This window comes from Caulobacter sp. 05L422, from assembly GCF_056397765.1.
Window position 1 is genome coordinate 1 of record NZ_JBFTOB010000004.1, and the last position, 18,173, is coordinate 18,173.

General features: G+C 68.9%; 17 protein-coding genes and 1 pseudogene. 9 read left to right on the plus strand and 9 right to left on the minus strand.

The window, feature by feature from the left end; translation table 11 throughout:
• A pseudogene (locus AC1DMQ_RS05340) lies at nucleotides 1-781 on the minus strand (flagellar hook-length control protein FliK); the annotation flags it as partial.
• Nucleotides 782-1,184: 403 nt separating this feature from the next.
• On the opposite strand from AC1DMQ_RS05340, the gene flgK reads away from it, so the two are divergent.
• Nucleotides 1,185-3,311, plus strand: a complete 2,127-nt coding sequence (gene flgK / locus AC1DMQ_RS05345; protein WP_477032513.1) for a flagellar hook-associated protein FlgK — start codon at nucleotides 1,185-1,187, stop codon at nucleotides 3,309-3,311.
• A gap of 9 nt (nucleotides 3,312-3,320) precedes the next feature.
• Nucleotides 3,321-4,244: a flagellin gene (locus tag AC1DMQ_RS05350; RefSeq protein WP_477032514.1), complete on the plus strand. Its 924-nt coding sequence runs from the start codon at nucleotides 3,321-3,323 to the stop codon at nucleotides 4,242-4,244.
• Nucleotides 4,245-4,249: 5 nt separating this feature from the next.
• Here AC1DMQ_RS05350 and AC1DMQ_RS05355 read toward each other — a convergent pair whose 3' ends face one another.
• Complete coding sequence (locus tag AC1DMQ_RS05355; protein WP_477032515.1) at nucleotides 4,250-5,221, minus strand: DUF1254 domain-containing protein; 972 nt, start codon at nucleotides 5,219-5,221, stop codon at nucleotides 4,250-4,252.
• Between the two features lie 188 nt (nucleotides 5,222-5,409).
• Between AC1DMQ_RS05355 and mnmA the strand changes: the two genes are divergently transcribed.
• Both mnmA and AC1DMQ_RS05365 read left to right on the plus strand, forming a co-directional pair.
• Entirely contained in the window at nucleotides 5,410-6,636 is a 1,227-nt protein-coding gene (gene mnmA / locus AC1DMQ_RS05360; RefSeq protein WP_477032516.1) for a tRNA 2-thiouridine(34) synthase MnmA, read from the plus strand.
• A 324-nt stretch (nucleotides 6,637-6,960) separates the two neighbouring features.
• On the plus strand, nucleotides 6,961-7,092 hold the full coding sequence (locus AC1DMQ_RS05365) for a hypothetical protein (protein ID WP_477032517.1): 132 nt from the start codon (nucleotides 6,961-6,963) through the stop codon (nucleotides 7,090-7,092).
• Nucleotide 7,093: 1 nt separating this feature from the next.
• On the opposite strand, the gene AC1DMQ_RS05370 is transcribed toward AC1DMQ_RS05365, so the two are convergent.
• From AC1DMQ_RS05370 to AC1DMQ_RS05385, 4 genes are all read right to left on the minus strand, one after another.
• A complete protein-coding gene (locus AC1DMQ_RS05370; protein WP_477032518.1) occupies nucleotides 7,094-7,651 on the minus strand; it encodes a sugar transferase in 558 nt (185 codons plus the stop codon).
• Between the two features lie 207 nt (nucleotides 7,652-7,858).
• The gene (locus AC1DMQ_RS05375; RefSeq protein WP_477032519.1) at nucleotides 7,859-8,461 is read right to left on the minus strand and encodes a DUF7957 family protein; all 603 of its coding nucleotides are present in this window, start codon (nucleotides 8,459-8,461) and stop codon (nucleotides 7,859-7,861) included.
• Nucleotides 8,462-8,557: 96 nt separating this feature from the next.
• Nucleotides 8,558-8,785, minus strand: a complete 228-nt coding sequence (locus AC1DMQ_RS05380; protein ID WP_477032520.1) for a hypothetical protein — start codon at nucleotides 8,783-8,785, stop codon at nucleotides 8,558-8,560.
• The gene (locus AC1DMQ_RS05385) at nucleotides 8,782-9,285 is read right to left on the minus strand and encodes a winged helix-turn-helix transcriptional regulator (protein WP_477032521.1); all 504 of its coding nucleotides are present in this window, start codon (nucleotides 9,283-9,285) and stop codon (nucleotides 8,782-8,784) included. Before AC1DMQ_RS05385 ends, AC1DMQ_RS05380 begins: the two co-directional genes overlap by 4 nt.
• Before the next feature lie 221 nt (nucleotides 9,286-9,506).
• On the opposite strand from AC1DMQ_RS05385, the gene AC1DMQ_RS05390 reads away from it, so the two are divergent.
• Nucleotides 9,507-10,694, plus strand: a complete 1,188-nt coding sequence (locus AC1DMQ_RS05390) for an acetyl-CoA C-acyltransferase (protein WP_477032522.1) — start codon at nucleotides 9,507-9,509, stop codon at nucleotides 10,692-10,694.
• Between the two features lie 122 nt (nucleotides 10,695-10,816).
• On the opposite strand, the gene AC1DMQ_RS05395 is transcribed toward AC1DMQ_RS05390, so the two are convergent.
• Complete coding sequence (locus AC1DMQ_RS05395; protein ID WP_477032714.1) at nucleotides 10,817-11,392, minus strand: DUF3617 domain-containing protein; 576 nt, start codon at nucleotides 11,390-11,392, stop codon at nucleotides 10,817-10,819.
• Nucleotides 11,393-11,514: 122 nt separating this feature from the next.
• Between AC1DMQ_RS05395 and AC1DMQ_RS05400 the strand changes: the two genes are divergently transcribed.
• The gene (locus AC1DMQ_RS05400) at nucleotides 11,515-11,784 is read left to right on the plus strand and encodes a GNAT family N-acetyltransferase (RefSeq protein ID WP_477032523.1); all 270 of its coding nucleotides are present in this window, start codon (nucleotides 11,515-11,517) and stop codon (nucleotides 11,782-11,784) included.
• A gap of 39 nt (nucleotides 11,785-11,823) precedes the next feature.
• Here the strand turns inward: AC1DMQ_RS05400 and AC1DMQ_RS05405 are convergent, their stop codons facing one another.
• The gene (locus tag AC1DMQ_RS05405) at nucleotides 11,824-12,687 is read right to left on the minus strand and encodes a LysR substrate-binding domain-containing protein (RefSeq protein ID WP_477032524.1); all 864 of its coding nucleotides are present in this window, start codon (nucleotides 12,685-12,687) and stop codon (nucleotides 11,824-11,826) included.
• Nucleotides 12,688-12,781: 94 nt separating this feature from the next.
• Here AC1DMQ_RS05405 and bla point away from each other — a divergent pair, with 94 nt between their 5' ends.
• The 3 genes from bla (at nucleotide 12,782) to AC1DMQ_RS05420 (ending at nucleotide 17,164) form a co-directional block, all read left to right on the plus strand.
• Nucleotides 12,782-13,696: a class A beta-lactamase gene (gene bla / locus AC1DMQ_RS05410; RefSeq protein WP_477032525.1), complete on the plus strand. Its 915-nt coding sequence runs from the start codon at nucleotides 12,782-12,784 to the stop codon at nucleotides 13,694-13,696.
• Between the two features lie 210 nt (nucleotides 13,697-13,906).
• Nucleotides 13,907-16,354 carry an MASE1 domain-containing protein gene (locus AC1DMQ_RS05415; RefSeq protein WP_477032526.1) on the plus strand — a complete coding sequence of 816 codons (2,448 nt, stop codon included), beginning with the start codon at nucleotides 13,907-13,909 and terminating at the stop codon, nucleotides 16,352-16,354.
• A 168-nt stretch (nucleotides 16,355-16,522) separates the two neighbouring features.
• Entirely contained in the window at nucleotides 16,523-17,164 is a 642-nt protein-coding gene (locus AC1DMQ_RS05420; RefSeq protein ID WP_477032527.1) for a glutathione S-transferase family protein, read from the plus strand.
• A gap of 3 nt (nucleotides 17,165-17,167) precedes the next feature.
• On the opposite strand, the gene AC1DMQ_RS05425 is transcribed toward AC1DMQ_RS05420, so the two are convergent.
• A complete protein-coding gene (locus tag AC1DMQ_RS05425; protein ID WP_477032528.1) occupies nucleotides 17,168-18,049 on the minus strand; it encodes a LysR family transcriptional regulator in 882 nt (293 codons plus the stop codon).
• Between the last annotated feature and the right edge of the window lie 124 nt (nucleotides 18,050-18,173).

Here is an 18,173-nt window from a genome sequence, read left to right on the forward strand (position 1 = left end):
CCGCCACGGCGGCGGCGTCGGCGGCCGGAGCGGCCGGCGGCGCGACCGGCGCGGTCACGGCGGCGTCGGCCTTGGCGGCCGGAGCGGTCGAGGCGGTCTTGGCCTTGGCGGCGGCCGCGGCGGCGAGTTCGGCGGCCGAGACGGCCGGGGCTTGCGGCAGGTCGAGGGCCGGAACGGTGTCGGCCGCGTCGGTCGCCAGGGCGGCGGCGGGAACGGCCGTCTCTTGAGTCTGCGCGTCCGAGGCGACGACCGGCGCGAAGGCCGTTTGGGCGGTCGCGGCCTGGGCGGCGGGCGCCGCGCCGGTCACGTCGGCGTCGACGACGGGCTTGGACGCCTCGACCGTCGGGGCCTGCATGGCGGCGATCAGGGCGGCGGCGGCCAGGGCCGCGGCTTCGGCCTGGCCGGTGGTCGCGTCGACGGCCTGGCCGTCGGCGGCGACGGTGGTGTCGGCCTGGTCCTTGCTGTCGGTCTTGGTCTCGGCGGCCGGAGCGTCCGAAGCCTTGTCGTCGGCCTTGGCGGCGTCGGCCGTCTTGGCGGGCGCCTTGGCGTCGGCGGCCTTGTCCGAAGCGTCGGCGGCCTTGGCGTCGGCGGCGCGATCGGCGGCCTTGGCGCTGGAGGCGGCCTTGCCGGCGTCCCGCGTGGAGGCCTTGTCGTTCGAGGCGTTCGCGCTTCCCGTCTGGGCCAGCAGCGCGCCGAAGCCTTCGGCCGCGTCCTTGTCATAGCCGCCGGCGGGAGCCGGGGCCGAAGGCAGGACGGAAGCGGGAGCAGCGATCGCGGTCATGCGTCGATTAGGTCCACGGAGGATGGCGGCCCGGAGAGGACACGCCTTGATCCGGACTTCCCTGAGCAACCGCCGGGCCAACTCGAAAATTCTGACTAACTAACTGTTTTTATTGATATTAATCTTGCGTTTACGACTTCGAATAGGCCGACCACGGCGCTTTTTGCCGGGCTAAACTTGGTTAATGCGACCAGGCTTGCCGCGTCGTCGCGCCCCACCCCGAGTTGGCGCCCTCCTTGCGCATACGTTCTTGTCGCTCGCTCGACGTCAGGAACGAATTGCCATGCATTTCAATGGCTTGCACATCGCCGAAGGGGTCGAACCCCACAACGCCCGGCAGTTTTCGCCGGGCAAGGTCGCGTCGTGCCGTTCGTGGTTTGCCGAGCAGGCCGGAGAATAGACCATGTCGTTGAACACCATCTTGAACGTTGCGACCTCGGGGATGATGGCGGCCCAGACGGGCCTGCGCGTCGTTTCCGACAACATCGCCAACATCAACACCGCCGGTTACGTCCGCAAGCAGATCGCCCAGTCGAACCTGGTGTCGAACGGCATGGGCGTGGGCGTCAACATCGACGCCATCAAGCGGGCCACCGACAAGTTCATGGCCGCCGCCAGCCTGAACGGCGCTTCTGACTCCGGCCGCACGGGCGCGATCGCCACGGCCATGGACAACGCCCAGAAGCTGTTCGGCGACCCCACCACCACGAACAACTTCTTCGCGACCCTGGACGACGTCTACGCCGCCTTCTCGATGGCGGTGGACGATCCGTCCTCGACCCTGCTGCGCAGCAGCGCCGTGACCAAGGTCGAGGACTTCCTCAGCGAGAGCAAGCGCATCACCTCGTCGCTGTCCAGCCAGATCAAGGACACCGACAACCGCATCGGCGCCGATGTCGACCGCGTCAACGATCTGCTCAAGCAGATCGACGCCCTGAACGTCGACATCACCCGCGCCAAGATGTCGGGCGCCGACGGCACCGGCTCCGAGAACGTCCAGAGCGGACTGATCAACGAGCTGTCGACCTATATGAACGTGCAGGTCAGCGACCGCGCCAACGGCGGCGTCACGGTGCGCTCGGCCGAGGGCGTCACCCTGGCCGGCAACGGCCCCGCCACGATCACCTATAATCAGTCGGGCCCGGCCAACGGCTATCTGACCGTCGTCACCGCCAACAGCGGCGGCCAGGTCATGCCGCTGGCCGTCACCAACGGCGAGATCCAGGGCCTGCTGCAGCTGCGCAACCAGGAACTGCCCAACCTCTCCGACCAGCTGGGCGAGTTCGTCAGCCGCGCGGCCGAGGAGCTGAACCGCGCCTCCAACGCCTCCAGCTCGGTCCCCGCGCCCAACAGCATGACCGGCAAGGACATCGGCCTGGACGCCAACACCGCCTTCGCCAACTTCACCGGCAAGACGACGATCGCCATCACCAACGCCGCCGGCGCCGTCGTCCAGCGCGTCGACGTCGACTTCGGCCCCGGCCCGGGCGCCGGAACCATGACCGTCAACGGCGCCGCCGGCCCGACCTTCAACAACACCAACTTCATCGCCCAGCTGAACACCGCCCTGGGCGGCACGGCCACCGCCGGCTTCACCAACGGCCAGCTGAGCCTGAACGCCACGGCCGCGACCGGCGGCGTCGCCATCGTCGACGACGCGACCACGCCGTCGACCAAGGCCGGCAAGGGCTTCAGCCAGTTCTTCGGCATGAACGACATCATCCGCTCGGACGGCTACTCGCCCTACGAGACGGGGATGATCGCCACCGATCCCAGCGGCTTCACGCCCGGCCAGACCATCACCCTGCGCCTGACCGACACCGACGGCAGCCGCATCCGCGACATCCAGGTGGCCATCCCGACCGGCACCGGCTCGATGCAGGAAACCATCGACGCCCTGAACTCCCGCAACTCGGGCGTGGGCCTGTACGGCACGTTCTCCCTGGGCTCGAAGGGCGAGCTGACCTTCGCGGCCAACGGGGCCACGCCCGTCACCCTCTCGGTGGTCGAGGACAAGACCCAGCGCGGCGCCGGCGGCCCGTCGCTCAGCCAGCTGTTCGGCGTCGGCATGAGCGAACGCAGCACGCGCGGCGGCCTGTTCAAGATCGATCCGGCCATGGAGGCCAATCCCGCCAAGCTGCCGTTCGCCAAGCTGGACCTGACCGCGGCGGCCGGGACCCCGGCCCTGGCGGTCGGCGACGGCCGCGGCGCCCTGGCCCTGGCCAAGGCCGGCGACAGCATCGCCGCGTTCGCCAACGCCGGCGACGCCGCCGGCTCCAAGAAGAGCGTGCTGAGCTACGGCGCGGACTTCAGCGGCTCCATCGCCCGCAAGGCCAACTCCGCCGCCAGCCGCAAGGAAGCGGCCGAGTCCGTCAAGACCGAGGTCGACGCCCAGCGCCAGTCGCAGGAAGGCGTCAACCTGGACGAGGAGCTGGTCAACCTGACCACCTATCAGCAGGCGTTCAACGCCTCGGCCCGCCTGATCCAGGCGACCAAGGACATGTTCGATGTCCTCACCAATATCATCTGAGGTTAAGCCATGACCCGCGTCTCCACCTCCGGCAACTTTGGCGTGATGACCAGCAACCTGATGCGCGCGCAGGTGCTGCAGAACATCGCCGGCGAGCAGGTTTCCAGCCAGAAGAACGCCACCGACCTGAAGGGCTACGCCAAGAACGCCGAGGTCCTGACCGCCATGAAGACGGCCCAGGCCAAGGTCGCCGGCTTCCTGGACCAGACCACCCGGGTCACCAACCGCCTGGACGTCCAGGACATCGGCATCGGCCAGATCTCCGACGCCACCCAGGACGCCCGCGACGCCATCGCCAACGCCATCGCGGCCGGCAGCGCCGAGACCCTGATGCAGCAGATGACCGGCGCGTTCGGCGACGTGGTGCAGGGCCTCAACAGCAAGTTCAACGGCCGCTACGTGTTCGCCGGCGCCAAGTCCGACACCGTGCCGACCAGCGCCACCAAGATGGCCGACCTCACCGCCGGCCCGCCGATCGCGACGCTGTTCAAGAACGACCAGTACATCACCAGCAACCGCATCGACGACACGACCTCGGTCAACACCGGCCAACTCGCCGACAAGTTGGGCACGGGCGTCTACGGCGCCTTCCAGCAGGTCCAGGCCTATGTCGACGCCAACGGCCCGTTCACCGGCAAGCTGACCCAGGCCCAGAGCGACTTCCTCAAGGGCCTGCTGCCGGTCTTCGACGGCGTCAAGACGGGGCTGGTCACCGCCCAGGCCCAGAACGGCCTGAACCAGAAGCGTTTCGAGACGGCCCAGACCGAGCTCTCGGACCAGTCCGACACCCTGACCACCATGGTCGGCGGCATCACCGACGTCGACATGGCCGAGGCGATCACCCGCCTGGAATCCGCCAAGCTGGCCGTCCAGGCCTCGGCCCAGGTGTTCGCCAGCCTGCAGAACTCGTCGCTGCTGAACGTGCTGAGGTAGGGCGTTCAGCCCAAGGGCTGAGCGATGGGGAAGGTCCACGAGCCGTCCAGGATCGCCTTGCGGGGCCGATAGAGGCGGATGGTGTAGTTCCAGCCGGGCATGATCGCGAGACAGTTGGCGACGTCCGGCCCGCAGCCGCCGAACTGGACCCGGAACGAGCCGTCGGCCTCGGGCTTGGCGGTCAGGTTGTTGAGCGAACAGCCGCCCTGCGCCCCTTGCTCGAAGAACCCCTTGGCGTTGTAGACGCTGAGCGACCAGAAGCCGTCGACCGGCACGTCCTTGACGGTCAGGACATGGACGGTCTCGCCGTCGTTCCGGGCCGGCTCGATGCTGTCGTAGGACGCGGCCTCCGGCGGATTGCCGCCCCAGCCGATCGCGGCGCCGATCAGGCGATCGATCGGATCGACCTCCTCCGGGGTCCCGAACGCCCTGGCGAGACCGCCCGAGGCGCCCAGCACGGCCAAGGCGTCGCGTATCTTTCCCTGCGAGACCGGATCCCAGGTCGGGACCTCGAACGTGCCGCTCGCCGGCTGCGACAGCACGATCGCATCCTGGGCGGCGTTGGCGGCCTCAACGTCGGCGGGATCGTTCGGGTCGGCCAGGGTCCGGACGATCAGGAACAGGTAGCGGGTCCCGGCCTGGGCCTGATCGTAGACGCGTTTGGCGGGGCCGTAGACCACCTCGAGGGTGTAGTGGTCCTGTGACAGCACCTGCATCGACATGAAACGCCGGCCGACGTCGGGCAATTCGATCGTCACCGGACCCGCCGCCAGGTCGAAGACGCCCATCGAATAGAGCGTGTCGCGGTTCGACCGCACCACAGTCTGGGCGTCGATGGCCACCGGCGCGCGGTTGTGCTGAAGCCTGCCGAACGCGCCGTCGGCCACCGACTTGGCGAAGTACATGTCGGTCTCGGCGCGGACGAAGTTGTGGACCGTCACGTGGATCGGCCCGTCGGTCGAGGTTGTCGCAGCCATTTCGCGGCTCCTGCCAAGTGTCGGCCGGCCCGACATCGGCCCTAGCCAAACCCCGTCCCCGCGCGCCGTTCAATCGGGGCGACTACCGAGTTTGCTCCTTCGCATTCGGGTAGCCGGACGGTCAGCGCGGCGCGGCGGCGCGCGACCGCGACACCCGCAACCTCGCAAAACCGGCCTCGAACCGCTATATGGCCGCGATGGACGCCGACACCGCTCTTCTGGACACCGCCACGACCACCTCCGCCCTCGACCGCGCCGTCGAGCAGGCGCGCGAGGCCGTGGGCCTGCCGGTGGGGACGCGGATCGTCGCGGCGATGTCCGGCGGCGTGGACTCCACCGTCACCGCGGCCCTGCTGGCCAAGGCCGGCTACGACGTGGTCGGCGTCACCCTGCAGCTCTACGACCACGGCGCGGCGATCGCCAAGAAGGGCGCCTGCTGCGCGGGCCAGGACATCATGGACGCCCGCATGGCGGCCGAGCGGATCGGCATCCCGCACTACGTCCTGGACTACGAAAGCCGCTTCAAGGAGCAGGTGATCGAGGAGTTCGCCGACGCCTATCTGCGCGGCGAGACGCCGATCCCCTGCGTGCGCTGCAACCAGACCGTCAAGTTCCGCGACCTGCTGGACGTGGCCCGCGACCTGGGCGCCGAGGCCATGGCCACCGGCCACTACGTGCAGCGCAGTTTCGCTGCGGGGGCTAATCGCCCCCAACTGCGCAGAGCCGCCGACCCGGCCAAGGACCAGAGCTACTTCCTGTTCGCCACCACGGCCGAGCAGCTGGACTTCCTGCGCTTCCCGCTGGGCGGCATGGACAAGCCGACGGTGCGGCAGGTCGCGGCCGAGCTCGGCCTGGCCATTGCCGACAAGCCCGACAGCCAGGACATCTGCTTCGTGCCCGAGGGCAAGTACACCACGGTGATCGACAGGATACGTCCTCAAGGGGCTTTGCCCGGCGACATGGTGCACATGGACGGCCGCGTGCTGGGCCGCCACGAGGGCGTGACCCGCTACACGATCGGCCAGCGCCGGGGCCTGAACATCGCCGTCGGCGACCCGCTGTTCGTGGTCAGGATCGACGCCGACAAGCGCCAGGTCATCGTCGGTCCGCGCGAGGCCCTGCTGACCCAGGCGCTGTCGCTGAAGGAAGGCAACTGGCTGGGCGTCGAGGACAGCCTGGAAGCCGCCGCCGCCGCCGGCGCGCCGGTGCTGGCCCGCGTGCGCTCGACCCGCGAACCCGTCCCGGGCCGCCTGGCCCTGGTCCCAGGTCCAAATGGGGGTGAGCCGCGCCTGGTGTTCGACGTGCTGGAAGAGGGCGTCGCCCCCGGCCAGGCCTGCGTGCTGTACGACCCCGCCGACCCCGAGCGCGTGCTGGGTGGCGGCTTCATCGTGGCCACCGAGCGCGCGGCGATCTAGGCCGCCGCGGCGCGGGGTTCGACTCGCGATCGCCAACACCCCAAAATTGTATTGCAGCGCTTAAAACACGCGAGCGCGCCTCTCCGCGCGCGCCGCCTTGGAATGCCTTGAAAAGCAGCAAAATCTCGCGTCTCACGCGATTATTTGACAATATTGATAAAAAACAGCGTTCGAAACGGGACGCTCAGCAAAATAATCGCCGGTTACAATGAATTTTCACGCCGTAAGCGAGTGACATACGAAACTTTTGTGGCATGTAGACGTATCTACTGTGCGTTCGCGCCAAGTTTTTGACGCGATTGTAGAATTTGGAGTTGAAGGCCGATGGCTACCGCCGCCTACACTTACAAGCGCCACCATGATCGCCACGTCTCGCTGACCAAGCTGACGGTGATCCTGGCCAACCTCGCACTGTGGGCCACCGCGATCGTCGGTCTGGCGCTGGTCGCCCGCTGATCTAGTCGACGCCCTGTTCCTCGCGGAACAGGCCCTGGACCGCGTACAGACTCGCCACCTTCAGATCCACCAAGACCGACCATCGGACCACATAGTCCAGCTCGGCGCTCCAGGACGGCTCGCCCTCGCTCGCGCGGGGCCAGATCATCCCCGGCCGCGCCTCCAGCCGCCTGGCGTAGTCCGGCCGCCCCTGGCTCAGGCAGGCGTACTGCGCCGGCGAATGCGGCCTGGGCCCGATCAATGACATGTCGCCGTCGATGACATTGACCGCCGAGGGCAGGTCGGTCAGTCCGGCCTGCCACAGCACGCGATCGAACACGCTCTCGCGCTCGACCGGCTGATGCAGCCGCCAGCGGGCGAAGATCCTGCCGCCCAGGCCCACGGTCTGCTCGCGCTCGAAGATCGGCCCGCCCCGACTGCATCGGATCGCGGCGATCATCATCAATCCGATCGGCAGGAAGAACAGCAGGACGAGGAGCGCGCCCAGCACGTCCAGCGTCCGCTTGCACACGCTCGCGGCGGGCCCAACCGCGCCGACCCGACCCATGACTTCACTCAACGCGGACCCCACTGCACTCAGGGCGCCCCCGCCCGAGCGCCCCCCCTTTGGGATTGGGCGCTCGAAGGCTCAAAACGTCCGGACTAAGTCGGGGTTCCGACCCTTTTTCGACCTTCCACAGGATCGTCGGAAGTTCGCCCTGAAATCGGCGCTCGCGAACGGACGCCCGTTCCCAGTCCGACCCCAAGCGGACCGTTCCGCACGACGCTACTTTGACCAGCCTAGATGGGTCGTCTCGCCGGTAGCGATATCAATCTCGAACCGGTCGCCGAAGAACCTTTGCGCGACTAGTCGATCGCCAGCTTCGATCGAAACAAACGCGTCAGATGGGTTTGAGGGAGGTGGGGCGTTTACGCGCCAGAGAATCCCGTCGTTTCTATCGACACGGACGATGTTGTTATAATCTTCCGCGCTGGAAGCTGCAGGCGCCGCTAGAGGCTCGTAAAGCAGTATCGCCTCGCCTTGCGGCAAGCCAATTTCCCTTTGGACCAGAACGTCGATGCGGCGGGACGTGCGGACGGATTGCGTCTCGTTCGCCATGCGGGCGAGGTCGTTGGAAGTGAGTCCTTCCGCGTCGCTCGCAAGCTTCGGAATGACCGGGAGAAGCCATCCAGCGCCGTGACTTATCAGTACTTCTGGCACGCCCTCATACCGTTCAGGCTCAGCGATGAAGCGCCTTGCGGGGATGTCCCAGTAGAGTTCGTTGGCCGAGGAACCAACCGAGACTTCAATGTAATGTTCACCGCCTTCGAAGCGATGAGCCACCTCGAAGTCGCGGGTCCTTCTCGGGATGATGACAGCGCCCTTCATTCCCTGAGCTTAGGCGCTCATAGGTCCGCTAACCACCCTTCGCGGACGTCGACATTGTCTGTTCCTGGAAGCCCTCGGCGCCGCGCTCCGTAAGGCTCAGACGATCTCGTCGAAGCTCATGCCGATCTTGAACAGGCAGAAGCCGGTCTCGTCGACCAGGCGGGCCACGTCGGGATTGGTGTCGGCGCGCTCGCGCAGGCGGGTGAAGCGCCAGTCGTCGGGATCGGTCCCGGCCGGAAACCCCGCCCCATCCCCCGTCCCCATGTCCGCCGTCACCAGCCGGTAGGCCGGCTTGGCGCGATGGACGTGGAAGCGGTAGCTCACTCGGCGGCGATCCTGACCGAGGCCTCCAGGGCCTCGCCGACCGTCAGGGCCTGCTCCTCGTGGATCACCCGGGAAAGGTCGCGGCCGTCGACGATCTCGCCGCAGGCCTCGCAGGCCAGCTTGGGATGGAAGTCATGGCCGCAGGTCTTGTGCACGAAATGCACGGGCCCCTTGCCCAGGCCGTAGACGTGCTGGTCGCCCCACTCGGCCATGGTCAACAGCACCGGCGACAGGGCGCGGCCCTTGGGGGTCAGCACGTATTCCTGGCGCGGCGGGCGTTCCGAATAGCGGCGCGGCTCGAGCACCCCGTGGGCCACCAGGCTCTTGAGGCGGGCGGCCAGGACGTTGCGGGCCACGCCCAGGCGTTCCTGCCACTGCTCGAACCGCTTCACGCCCTGGAAGGCGTCGCGGAGTATCAGCAGGGTCCACGGATCGCCGACGACCTCGAGGGTGGCGGCGATGGCGCAGCGTTCGTTGGTGTAGTCAGCGGTGCGGCCCATCACGCGAAGGTGAAGCCTTCCGCCGGGGAATGCAAGGGTTGCTTTTGCAGACCGACGCGAGTAGGTTTTTTAAAGCAATTGACTCTCTCGGTTGCGCACTGCGGGCTCGCGGCGGAGACATCCGCATTCTGTCGCGGCCCGCTTTTTGCGCGAAACGCTTGCGCCCGACGCGCCGAAGAGGGTTTATTCCGCCGCAAAATCCCCAAGGGTGGAGTTCAAGCATGTCCAACGCTGATCCGGTCGTCATCGTCTCGTTCGCCCGCACGCCGATGGGCGGCTTCCAGGGCGCGCTGGCCGGGGCCAAGGCCACCGAGCTGGGCGCCGCGGCGGTGAAGGCGGCGATCGAGCGGGCCGGCGTCTCGGGCGACCAGGTCGAGCAAATCTTCATGGGCTGCGTCCTGCCCGCGGGCCTCGGCCAGGCGCCCGCCCGCCAGGCCGCCGTCGGCGCCGGCCTGCCCCTCTCGGTCGAGGCCACCACGGTCAACAAGATGTGCGGCAGCGGCATGCAGGCCGCGATCATGGCCCACGACGCCCTGGCGGCCGGCAGCGCCGAGATCATCGTGGCCGGCGGCATGGAGAGCATGACCAACGCGCCCTACCTGCTGACCAAGCACAGGTCGGGCGCCCGCATCGGCCACGACCAGATGATGGACTCCATGTACCTGGACGGGCTGGAGGACGCCTACACCCCCGGCAAGCTGATGGGCGCCTTCGCCGAGGACAGCGCAGCCACCTACCAGTTCGGCCGCGAGGCCATGGACGCCTACGCCGTGGCGGGCCTGGCCAAGGCCAAGCAGGCCATCACCTCGGGCGCCTTCGACGCCGAGATCACCCCTGTGACCATCACCACCCGCAAGGGCGTCGAGACCGTCACCCAGGACGAGCAGCCGCTGAAGGCCGACGCCGCCAAGATCCCGACCCTGCGCCCGGCCTTCGCCCGCGACGGCGGCATCACGGCGGCCAACTCGTCCTCGATCAGCGACGGCGCCGCCGCCCTGGTCATGACCCGCGAGAGCGTGGCCAAACGCCTGGGCCTGCCGATCGTCGCCCGTGTCGTCAGCCACGCCGCCCACGCCCACGAGCCGGGCCTGTTCACCACCGCCCCGGTGCCGGCCATGAAGAAGGCGCTGAAGAAGGCCGGCTGGGAGGTCGCCGACGTCGACCTGTTCGAGGTCAACGAGGCCTTCGCCGTGGTCGCCATGATCGCCCAGCAGGAGTTGGGCATCGATCCGGCCAAGCTGAACGTCAACGGCGGCGCCTGCGCCCTGGGCCACCCGATCGGCGCGTCGGGCGCGCGCATCCTGTGCACCCTGATCTCGGCCCTGCAGGCGCGCGGCGGCAAGAAGGGCTTGGCCTCCCTGTGCATCGGCGGCGGCGAGGCCACGGCGATGGCGGTGGAGCTGGTCTAAGCAAAATCGCTGTCATCCCGGACGAGCGCGGAGCGCGAAGATCCGGGACCGACGCGTGAACGCATGCGCTTCCGGCGGTCCCGGATAACGGCTGCGCCGTTTCCGGGATGACAGACTTTGGGTTATCCGCCCGAGACCGCCTTGGTCAGCAGGTTGATCCGCCGGCCGCCGGGCATCTCGACGTCGCCGCCGCTCCAGCCGGCGGGACAGGCCCCCGACCACTCGGCGGTCATGTTCATCTTGTGCTCGCCGTTCATCGCCGGCTGGGCCGCGCCCGTGGTGGTGCTGGTGACGTCCATCACGTAGCGGGTGTTGAAGTCGCCGGCGACGTGGATGGTGCTGTCGGTCTGGCCGGCCGGACCCATGTCGCAGGCCGAGACCACCGTCCAGCCGCCGTCCGCGCCCCGAGTCATCGACTTGCGCTGGCAGCGCTTGTCGTCGCCCTGGGTGTCCAGACCCATCTTCTCATCGCTGGTGTCGTCGACGCAGAAGCGGAAGCTGCGCGTGAAGCCCTGGGCCTTCAGGGTCATGGTCTGGGTCCACAGGCCCGGCTTGCGCTTGGGCCAACTGGTCGGGGCCGGGGCGGCGGCGGCCGGCGCCGTCGCCGGGGCCTCTCCCGTCGCCGTCGCGGCCTTGGGCGCCTGCGCGGTCCCGTTCCCGGATTTCTGGGTCTCGGACTTCTGGCCGCACGCGGCCATGGTCACCAAGGTCCCGAACGCCACAAATGCCACTAGAGCCCGCATCGCCCACCTCGCTCGCGCGTTAGCCCCCCAAGCACCATCACCCCTGGCGCGGCGCGCCGTCCAGCCATATCGGAACCATGACCGACGCCTTCAGCCACAACCCCGCCAAGAGCCGCTACGAACTGGAAGTCGACGGGCGCATCGCCTTCGCCGACTACCAGCGCAGCGGCCACCGCCTGGTCATCCCCCACGTCGAGGCCGATCCCGCCCTGCGCGGCACCGGCGCGGCCGGCCGCCTGATGGGCAAGGTCGCCGAGACCGCCCGCAGCGAAGGGATGAAGATCGTGCCCCTGTGCAGCTACGCCTCGGCATGGCTGAGGCGGAACGATCCGGAGATCATCGCCTAGGGTCCGCGCGGGGACACGCACAAGTGCATGTCCCCGGCTCTAGATCTGCTCGGCCAGCCAATCCCGGAACGCCCCCAGCGCCGGCGTGACCGCTCGCGACTTCAGCCAGGTCAGCCAGTACATCCCCGACCCGACCTCCAGGGCGAACGGCCGCACCAGCCGGCCCTGCTCCAGGTCGCGGGCGAACATCATCGACGGGGCCAGGGCTACGCCCGCCCCCTGCATCGCCGCCTCGACCATCACCCACGAACTGTCGAACACCGGCCCGCGGATCGGCGGCGGGGTCAGGCCGGCCGCGGCGAACCAGTCGGGCCAGTCGTCGGCGCGGTAGCTGCGCAGCAGGACCTCCGAACCCAGCGCCTCGGGCGCCTTCAGCCGCTCGGCGACGGCCGGCGAGCACAGCGGCGTCATCGGGGCGGCGAACAGCGGCGTGGCCTGGGTGCCATGCCAGGCCCCGTCGCCGAACCGCACGGCGCAGTCCAGGCCCTCGCCGGCGATGTCGATGCGGTTGTTGTTGGTGAACAGCCGCAGGTCGACGAACGGGTGGGCCTCGCGGAAGGCCGGCAGGCGGGGCAGCAGCCAGCCGACCGCGAAGGTGCCCACCACCCCGACGCTGAGCACCTCCATCACCCGCCCGGCCGCGAACCGCTCCAGCACGTCGCCCATGCGGTCGAAGCTGTCGCGCACCGTCGGCAGCAGGGCCAGGCCCTCGTCGGTCAGGGCCAGGCCGCGCGGCAGGCGGCGGAACAGGGTCGCGCCCAGCCGCTGCTCCAGGCCCTTGACCTGATGGCTGACGGCCGCCTGGGTCACGCACAGCTCGATGGCCGCCCGCGTGAAGCTCAGATGCCGGGCCGAGGCCTCGAAGGCCCGCAGGGCGTTGAGGGGCAGTTGCGCGCGGCTCATCTCGACACCCAAAATTTTCTAGGGTTTGCGCCGAAGTATCATCGTTTGATCCGAGGGTCACCCGTCGCCCATCTTGCGGGCCATGGAGGACCTGATGATCGACAGACGCCAAGTATTAACGGCCATTTCCGCACTGCCCGCCCTTTCCCTGGCTGGCCCTGCCGGCTCGGCGGCGACCGCGCGGCTGACCAGCGGCATTAGCCGGGGTATCGTCGCCCTGGAGGTCCGCAGCGGCGGCCGGCTGGGCGTGTCCGTGCTCGATACGGCCGACGGCAAGACCTTCGCCCATCGCGGCGACGAGCGTTTCGCGATGTGCAGCACCTTCAAGGCCCTTGTCGCGGGCCTGGTGCTCAAGCGGGTGGACCAGGGCCTGGAGCGGCTGGACCGGCGGATCGTCTACGGCAAGAGCGTGCTGGTGGCCCACTCGCCGGCCACCGAGAAGCATGTCGGCGACGGGATGACGGTCGGAGCGCTCTGCGAGGCGACGGTCACCCTCAGCGACAACGCCGCCGCCAACGTGCTGCTCTACACCTTCGGCGGGCCGCCGGCCCTCACCGCCTTCCTCCGCGGCCTGGGCGACAAGGTCACCCGCCTGGACGGCTACGAGCCGGAGCTGAACGTGGTCCGTCCCGGCGAGATCCACGACACCACCTCGCCCAACGCCATGCTGGCCAGCCTGCGCGCCCTGACCCTGGGCGGGGCCCTGTCGCCGACCTCGCGCCAGCAGCTGATCGCCTGGCTGGTCGCCAACCAGACCGGCGACAAGCGCCTGCGGGCCGGCCTGCCCGCCGGCTGGAAGGTCGGCGACAAGACCGGAAGCTGGGGCGACGACAAGGTCGGGACGACCAACGACATCGCCGTGATCTGGCCCTCCGGCCAGGTTGGGTCCGGCCGCCCGCCCCTGCTGATCACCACCTATCTGAGCCGCTCCACGCTCGACAACGACGGCCGCAACGCCGTGATCGCCGAGGTGGCGCGCCTGGTCACGGCGGCGGGCTTTGGGTCGTAGGAGGTCGAATACAACCTCAAGGGCGCGGCGATGAGCCGCGCCGCAAGCCACTGTTCTTTAAGGCCTTCGCCCTAGTCCTGCGCAGTGGTTCGTCTTAGCCTGAAAAGGGGCCGGACGACCCGCGAAAGCAGGGTGATGACAGAGACGAACTCTTCGACCGCGAGGCCAGTCTTCAAGAGGCCAGTCTTCAACTGGACCGGCCGCGACCTGGTGAAGACCGCCGCCCTCGCCGTCGTCGCGGCGGTCGGCTACGCCCTGCTGGCCTATCTCTGCGTCGAGTTCCCCCGCAACTACGGCCAGGTGGCCCCGATCTGGCTGTCCAACGGCTTCGGCGTGGCCTGCCTGCTGTCGTGCCGCGACCGCCACTGGCCGGCCGTGCTGCTGGGCTGCCTGATCGGTGGCCTGGCGGCAGGGGCCCACGTCCAGGACCTGTTGACCGTCAACGTCATCCTGGTCAGCTGCAACATCGTCCAGATCTTCATCTGCGCCTGGGGCGTGCGCCGCGTCTGCGGGCAGGAAGTCGACCTGGGCCGGGCCCGGGACATGATCGCCTTCGCCCTGATCTGCGGCCTGGCCGCCCCGATCTCCACCGGCGCGGTCGCCGCCACGATCCACACCGCCATGCGCGGCGGCGTGCTGCTGGCCAATATCGGCGTCTGGTCGCTGGGCGACATCCTGGGCCTGATGACCATCACCCCGTGCCTGCTGGCCCTGGTGCGCATCCGCCACTATCTGCGCGAGCGGCCGCTGTCGATCTCCGGCGTCGTCTGCCTGCTGCTGCTGCTGGTGGTGACCATCGTGGTCTTCACCCAGCCCCGCCCGCTGCTGTTCATCGTGCCGCCGATGATGCTGCTGGTCGCCTGGCGGCTGGAAGTGCTGGGCGCGGCGCTGAGCGCCACCCTGGTGGCCGTCGTGGCGGTGATCTTCACCATGGCCGGCCAGGGCCCGATCACCCTTCTGCCGGCCGGGTCGCCCGACCAGGCGATCGTGCTGCAGCTGTTCCTGGCCGTGGCGATCTTCATCAGCCTGCCCGTGGCCTCGATCCAGCGGCACCGCCGCCAGATGCTGCAAAGCATGACCGAGGCCAACGCCGCCGTGGCCCGCAGCGAGGCGCGCTTCCGCCAGCTGGCCGAGAACGCCCAGGACATGATCGTCCACAGCAATCTGCGCGGCATCATCCAGTACGTGTCGCCCGCCTGCGTCGCCATGCTGGGCTACACGACCGAGGAGCTGGTCGGCCGCGAGGGCATGACCACCGTGCACGAGGACGACCGCGAGGCCATCCGCGCCCTCGTCGTCGAACAGATCGCCCACATGACCGCCCATCACGACAACGGGCCGACCCGCATCGAGTACCGCGCGATCCGCAAGGACGGCCAGGTGATCTGGCTGGAATCCCGCCCCGGCCTGCAGCGCGATCCGCTGACCGGCGCGCTCACCGGCATCACCGACATCGTCCGCGACGTCACCGAGCACAAGGCCATGGAGCGCCAGCTGCGCGAGGCCCGCAACGAGGCCGAGGCCGCCGCCGCGGTGAAGGGCGAGTTCCTGGCCAATATGAGCCACGAGCTGCGCACGCCCCTGACCTCGGTGCTGGGCTTCGCCCGCCTGGTCGACGACGAGCCGGACCTGTCGCCCGACGCCCGCCGCTTCATCGGCCGGGTGCTGAGCGGCGGCAAGGCGCTGCTGACCACCATCAACGACATCCTCGACTTCTCGAAACTGGAGGCCGGCCAGCTGGAGCTGAAGCTGGAGCCGGTCGCGCCGGACCAGATCATCGACGAGGTGCTGGACCTGTTCTCGCTGGAAGCCGAAGCCAAGGGCGTGCCCCTGCGTGCCGAGGGCCTGGCGCGCCTGCCGTCCGACCTGATGATCGACAGCGGCCGCCTGCGCCAGGTGCTGCTGAACCTGATCGGCAACGCGGTGAAGTTCACCGAAGCCGGGGAGATCACCGTCTCGGCCCGCTATGACGACGCCGACCACCGCCTCCACCTGGCGGTCGCCGACACCGGTCCGGGCATCGCCGCCGAAGACGTGGACCTGCTGTTCCGCCGCTTCTCGCAGGTCGATGCGGGCCTGACCCGCAAGCACGGCGGCACCGGGCTGGGCCTGGCCATCTGCAAGGGCCTTGTCGAGGCCATGGGCGGCCGGATCGGCGTGGTCAGCGTGCCCGGCCAGGGCGCCTGCTTCAGCTTCGACATCTTCGCCCCGTACGCGGTGGGCCTGGAGATCCAGGCCGCCTCGGAGGCCGCCGCGCCGTTGCTGCCGCCCGCCTTGCGGGTGCTGGTCGTCGACGACAATCCGGCCAACCGCGAGCTGGTCAACGCCATCCTGACCGCCATGGGGGCCGAGGTGGCCGAGGCCGTGGACGGCGAGGAAGGCGTGGCCGCCGCCGCCGCCCAGCCGTTCGACGCCATCCTGATGGACCTGCGCATGCCGCGCCTGGACGGCGCCCAGGCCGCCCTGCGCATCCGCGGCGAAGGCGGGCTGAACGCCGTGACCCCGATCATCGCCTTCTCGGCCGACGCCCGCCCTGGCGGTCCCGGCGGGATCTTCGACGGCTCGGTGTCCAAGCCGATGACCGCCGCCGGCCTGGTCGCCGCGCTCAACACCGCCATGGACAAGGCGCCGGCCAAGGCGCTCGCGGCTTCGGCCTAGCCGCCGCTCAAAGAACATCGATTGCCGAGATTGCGCGCCCGACCGCGCACGCTAGGATCGCGCCACCTTGAGAGCGTGACGCCGAAAGTGGATGCCGGTTTCGGCGAATGTCACGCTCTCCATGTTTGAACGAGCCTGTCCTTCGGACAGGCTCCAGGGAGCGCCTCCATGAGCGACGAACTCGTCTTCTACACAAACCCGATGTCGCGCGGCCGGATCATCCGCTGGATGCTCGAGGAGGTCGGCGCCCCCTACCGCACCGTGGTGCTCGACTACGCCGCGTCGATGAAGGCGCCCGAATATCTGGCGGTCAATCCGATGGGCAAGGTGCCCGCGATCACCCATCGCGGCGTGACGGTCACCGAGGGCGCGGCGATCTGCGCCTACCTGGCCGACGCCTTTCCCGAGGCCGGCCTGGCCCCGCCGACCACCTCGCCCGAGCGCGGGACCTACTACCGCTGGCTGATGTTCGCCTGCGGCCCTGTCGAGGCGGCGGTGACCAACAAGTCGCTGGGCGTCGAGGTCCCGCCCGAACGCCGCGCCTCGGCCGGCTATGGCTGCATCGAGGACACCCTGAACGCCCTGGAGGCGGCGGTGAGCGGCAAGACCTACATCGCCGGCGACAAGTTCTCGGCCGCCGACGTCTATGTCGGCGCGCAGATCGGCTGGGGCATGATGTTCGGCACGATCGAGAAGCGCCCGGCCTTCGAGGCCTACTGGGCCGGCATCAGCCAACGCCCGGCGGCCAAGCGGGCCTCGGAGATCGACGACGCGCTGATCGCGGCGGCGAAGGAAAACGCCCCGGCCTAAGGGTCATCCCGCCCGCCGCGAGAACTCCCCCGTCAGCCACTCCATGAACACCCGCACGCGCGGCGGGATATGGCGGGCCTGCGGGTAGAGCAGCGAGACCGGCGTGGGGCTGGGCGGGAAGTCGGGCAGGATCTCGACCAGCCGCCCGGCCTCGAGATCGGCCTGGGCGTGGTAGCGCGGCGCCTGGATGATCCCCAGGCCCAGGCGCGCGGCGACGATGTTGGTCTCGGCCCCGGTCACCGACAGCACGGTCGGCAGGGTCACGAACTTCAACGCCCCGCCGACCGTGAACTCCAGCGGGAAGTGCTCGCCCGTCGCCGACGAGACGAAGCCGATCATCACGTGGTTCTGGACCGTCAGGTCGTCCGGCGTCGTCGGCATGCCATGCCGTTCCAGATAGACCGGCGCGGCGCAGGTCACCTCGTCCAGCAGACCCACCCGGCGGGCGATCATGGCGCTGTCCTTCAGGTCGCCGACCCGCAGCACGCAGTCGACGCCCTCGCGCACCAGGTCGACCAGCCGGTCGCCCTCGCCCAGATGCAGGCGGATGTCGGGGTGGCGCTCCAAAAAGGCTGGCAGGCCGGGCAGCAGGAAGTGGCGGGCCAAGGTGCCGTGCACGTCGACCCGCAGCATGCCGCGCGGCTTGGCGTCGCTGAACTCGGCCTCGGCGTCCTCCAGCTCGCCCAGGATGGTCAGGCAGCGGCGGTAGAAGGCCTCGCCGTCCAGGGTGGGGCTGACATGGCGGGTGGTCCGCTGCAGCAGGCGCACGCCCAGCCGCGCCTCCAGCTGCTTGACCCCCTCGGTGGCCGTCGAGGCCGGCAGGTTCAGGTCCAGCGCCGCCTGGCTGAAGCTGCGCCGCTCCACGATGCGGACGAACAGGCGCATGGCGTCGAAGCGGTCCAGGACGGCGTCTCCATTATTCGCAAATCTGAATAATGTTGTCGAATATCGGCTGATTATCTCCTTCAGTCAAAGGCTCATCTTGTCGTCACAGCCGACGCGGTGTCGG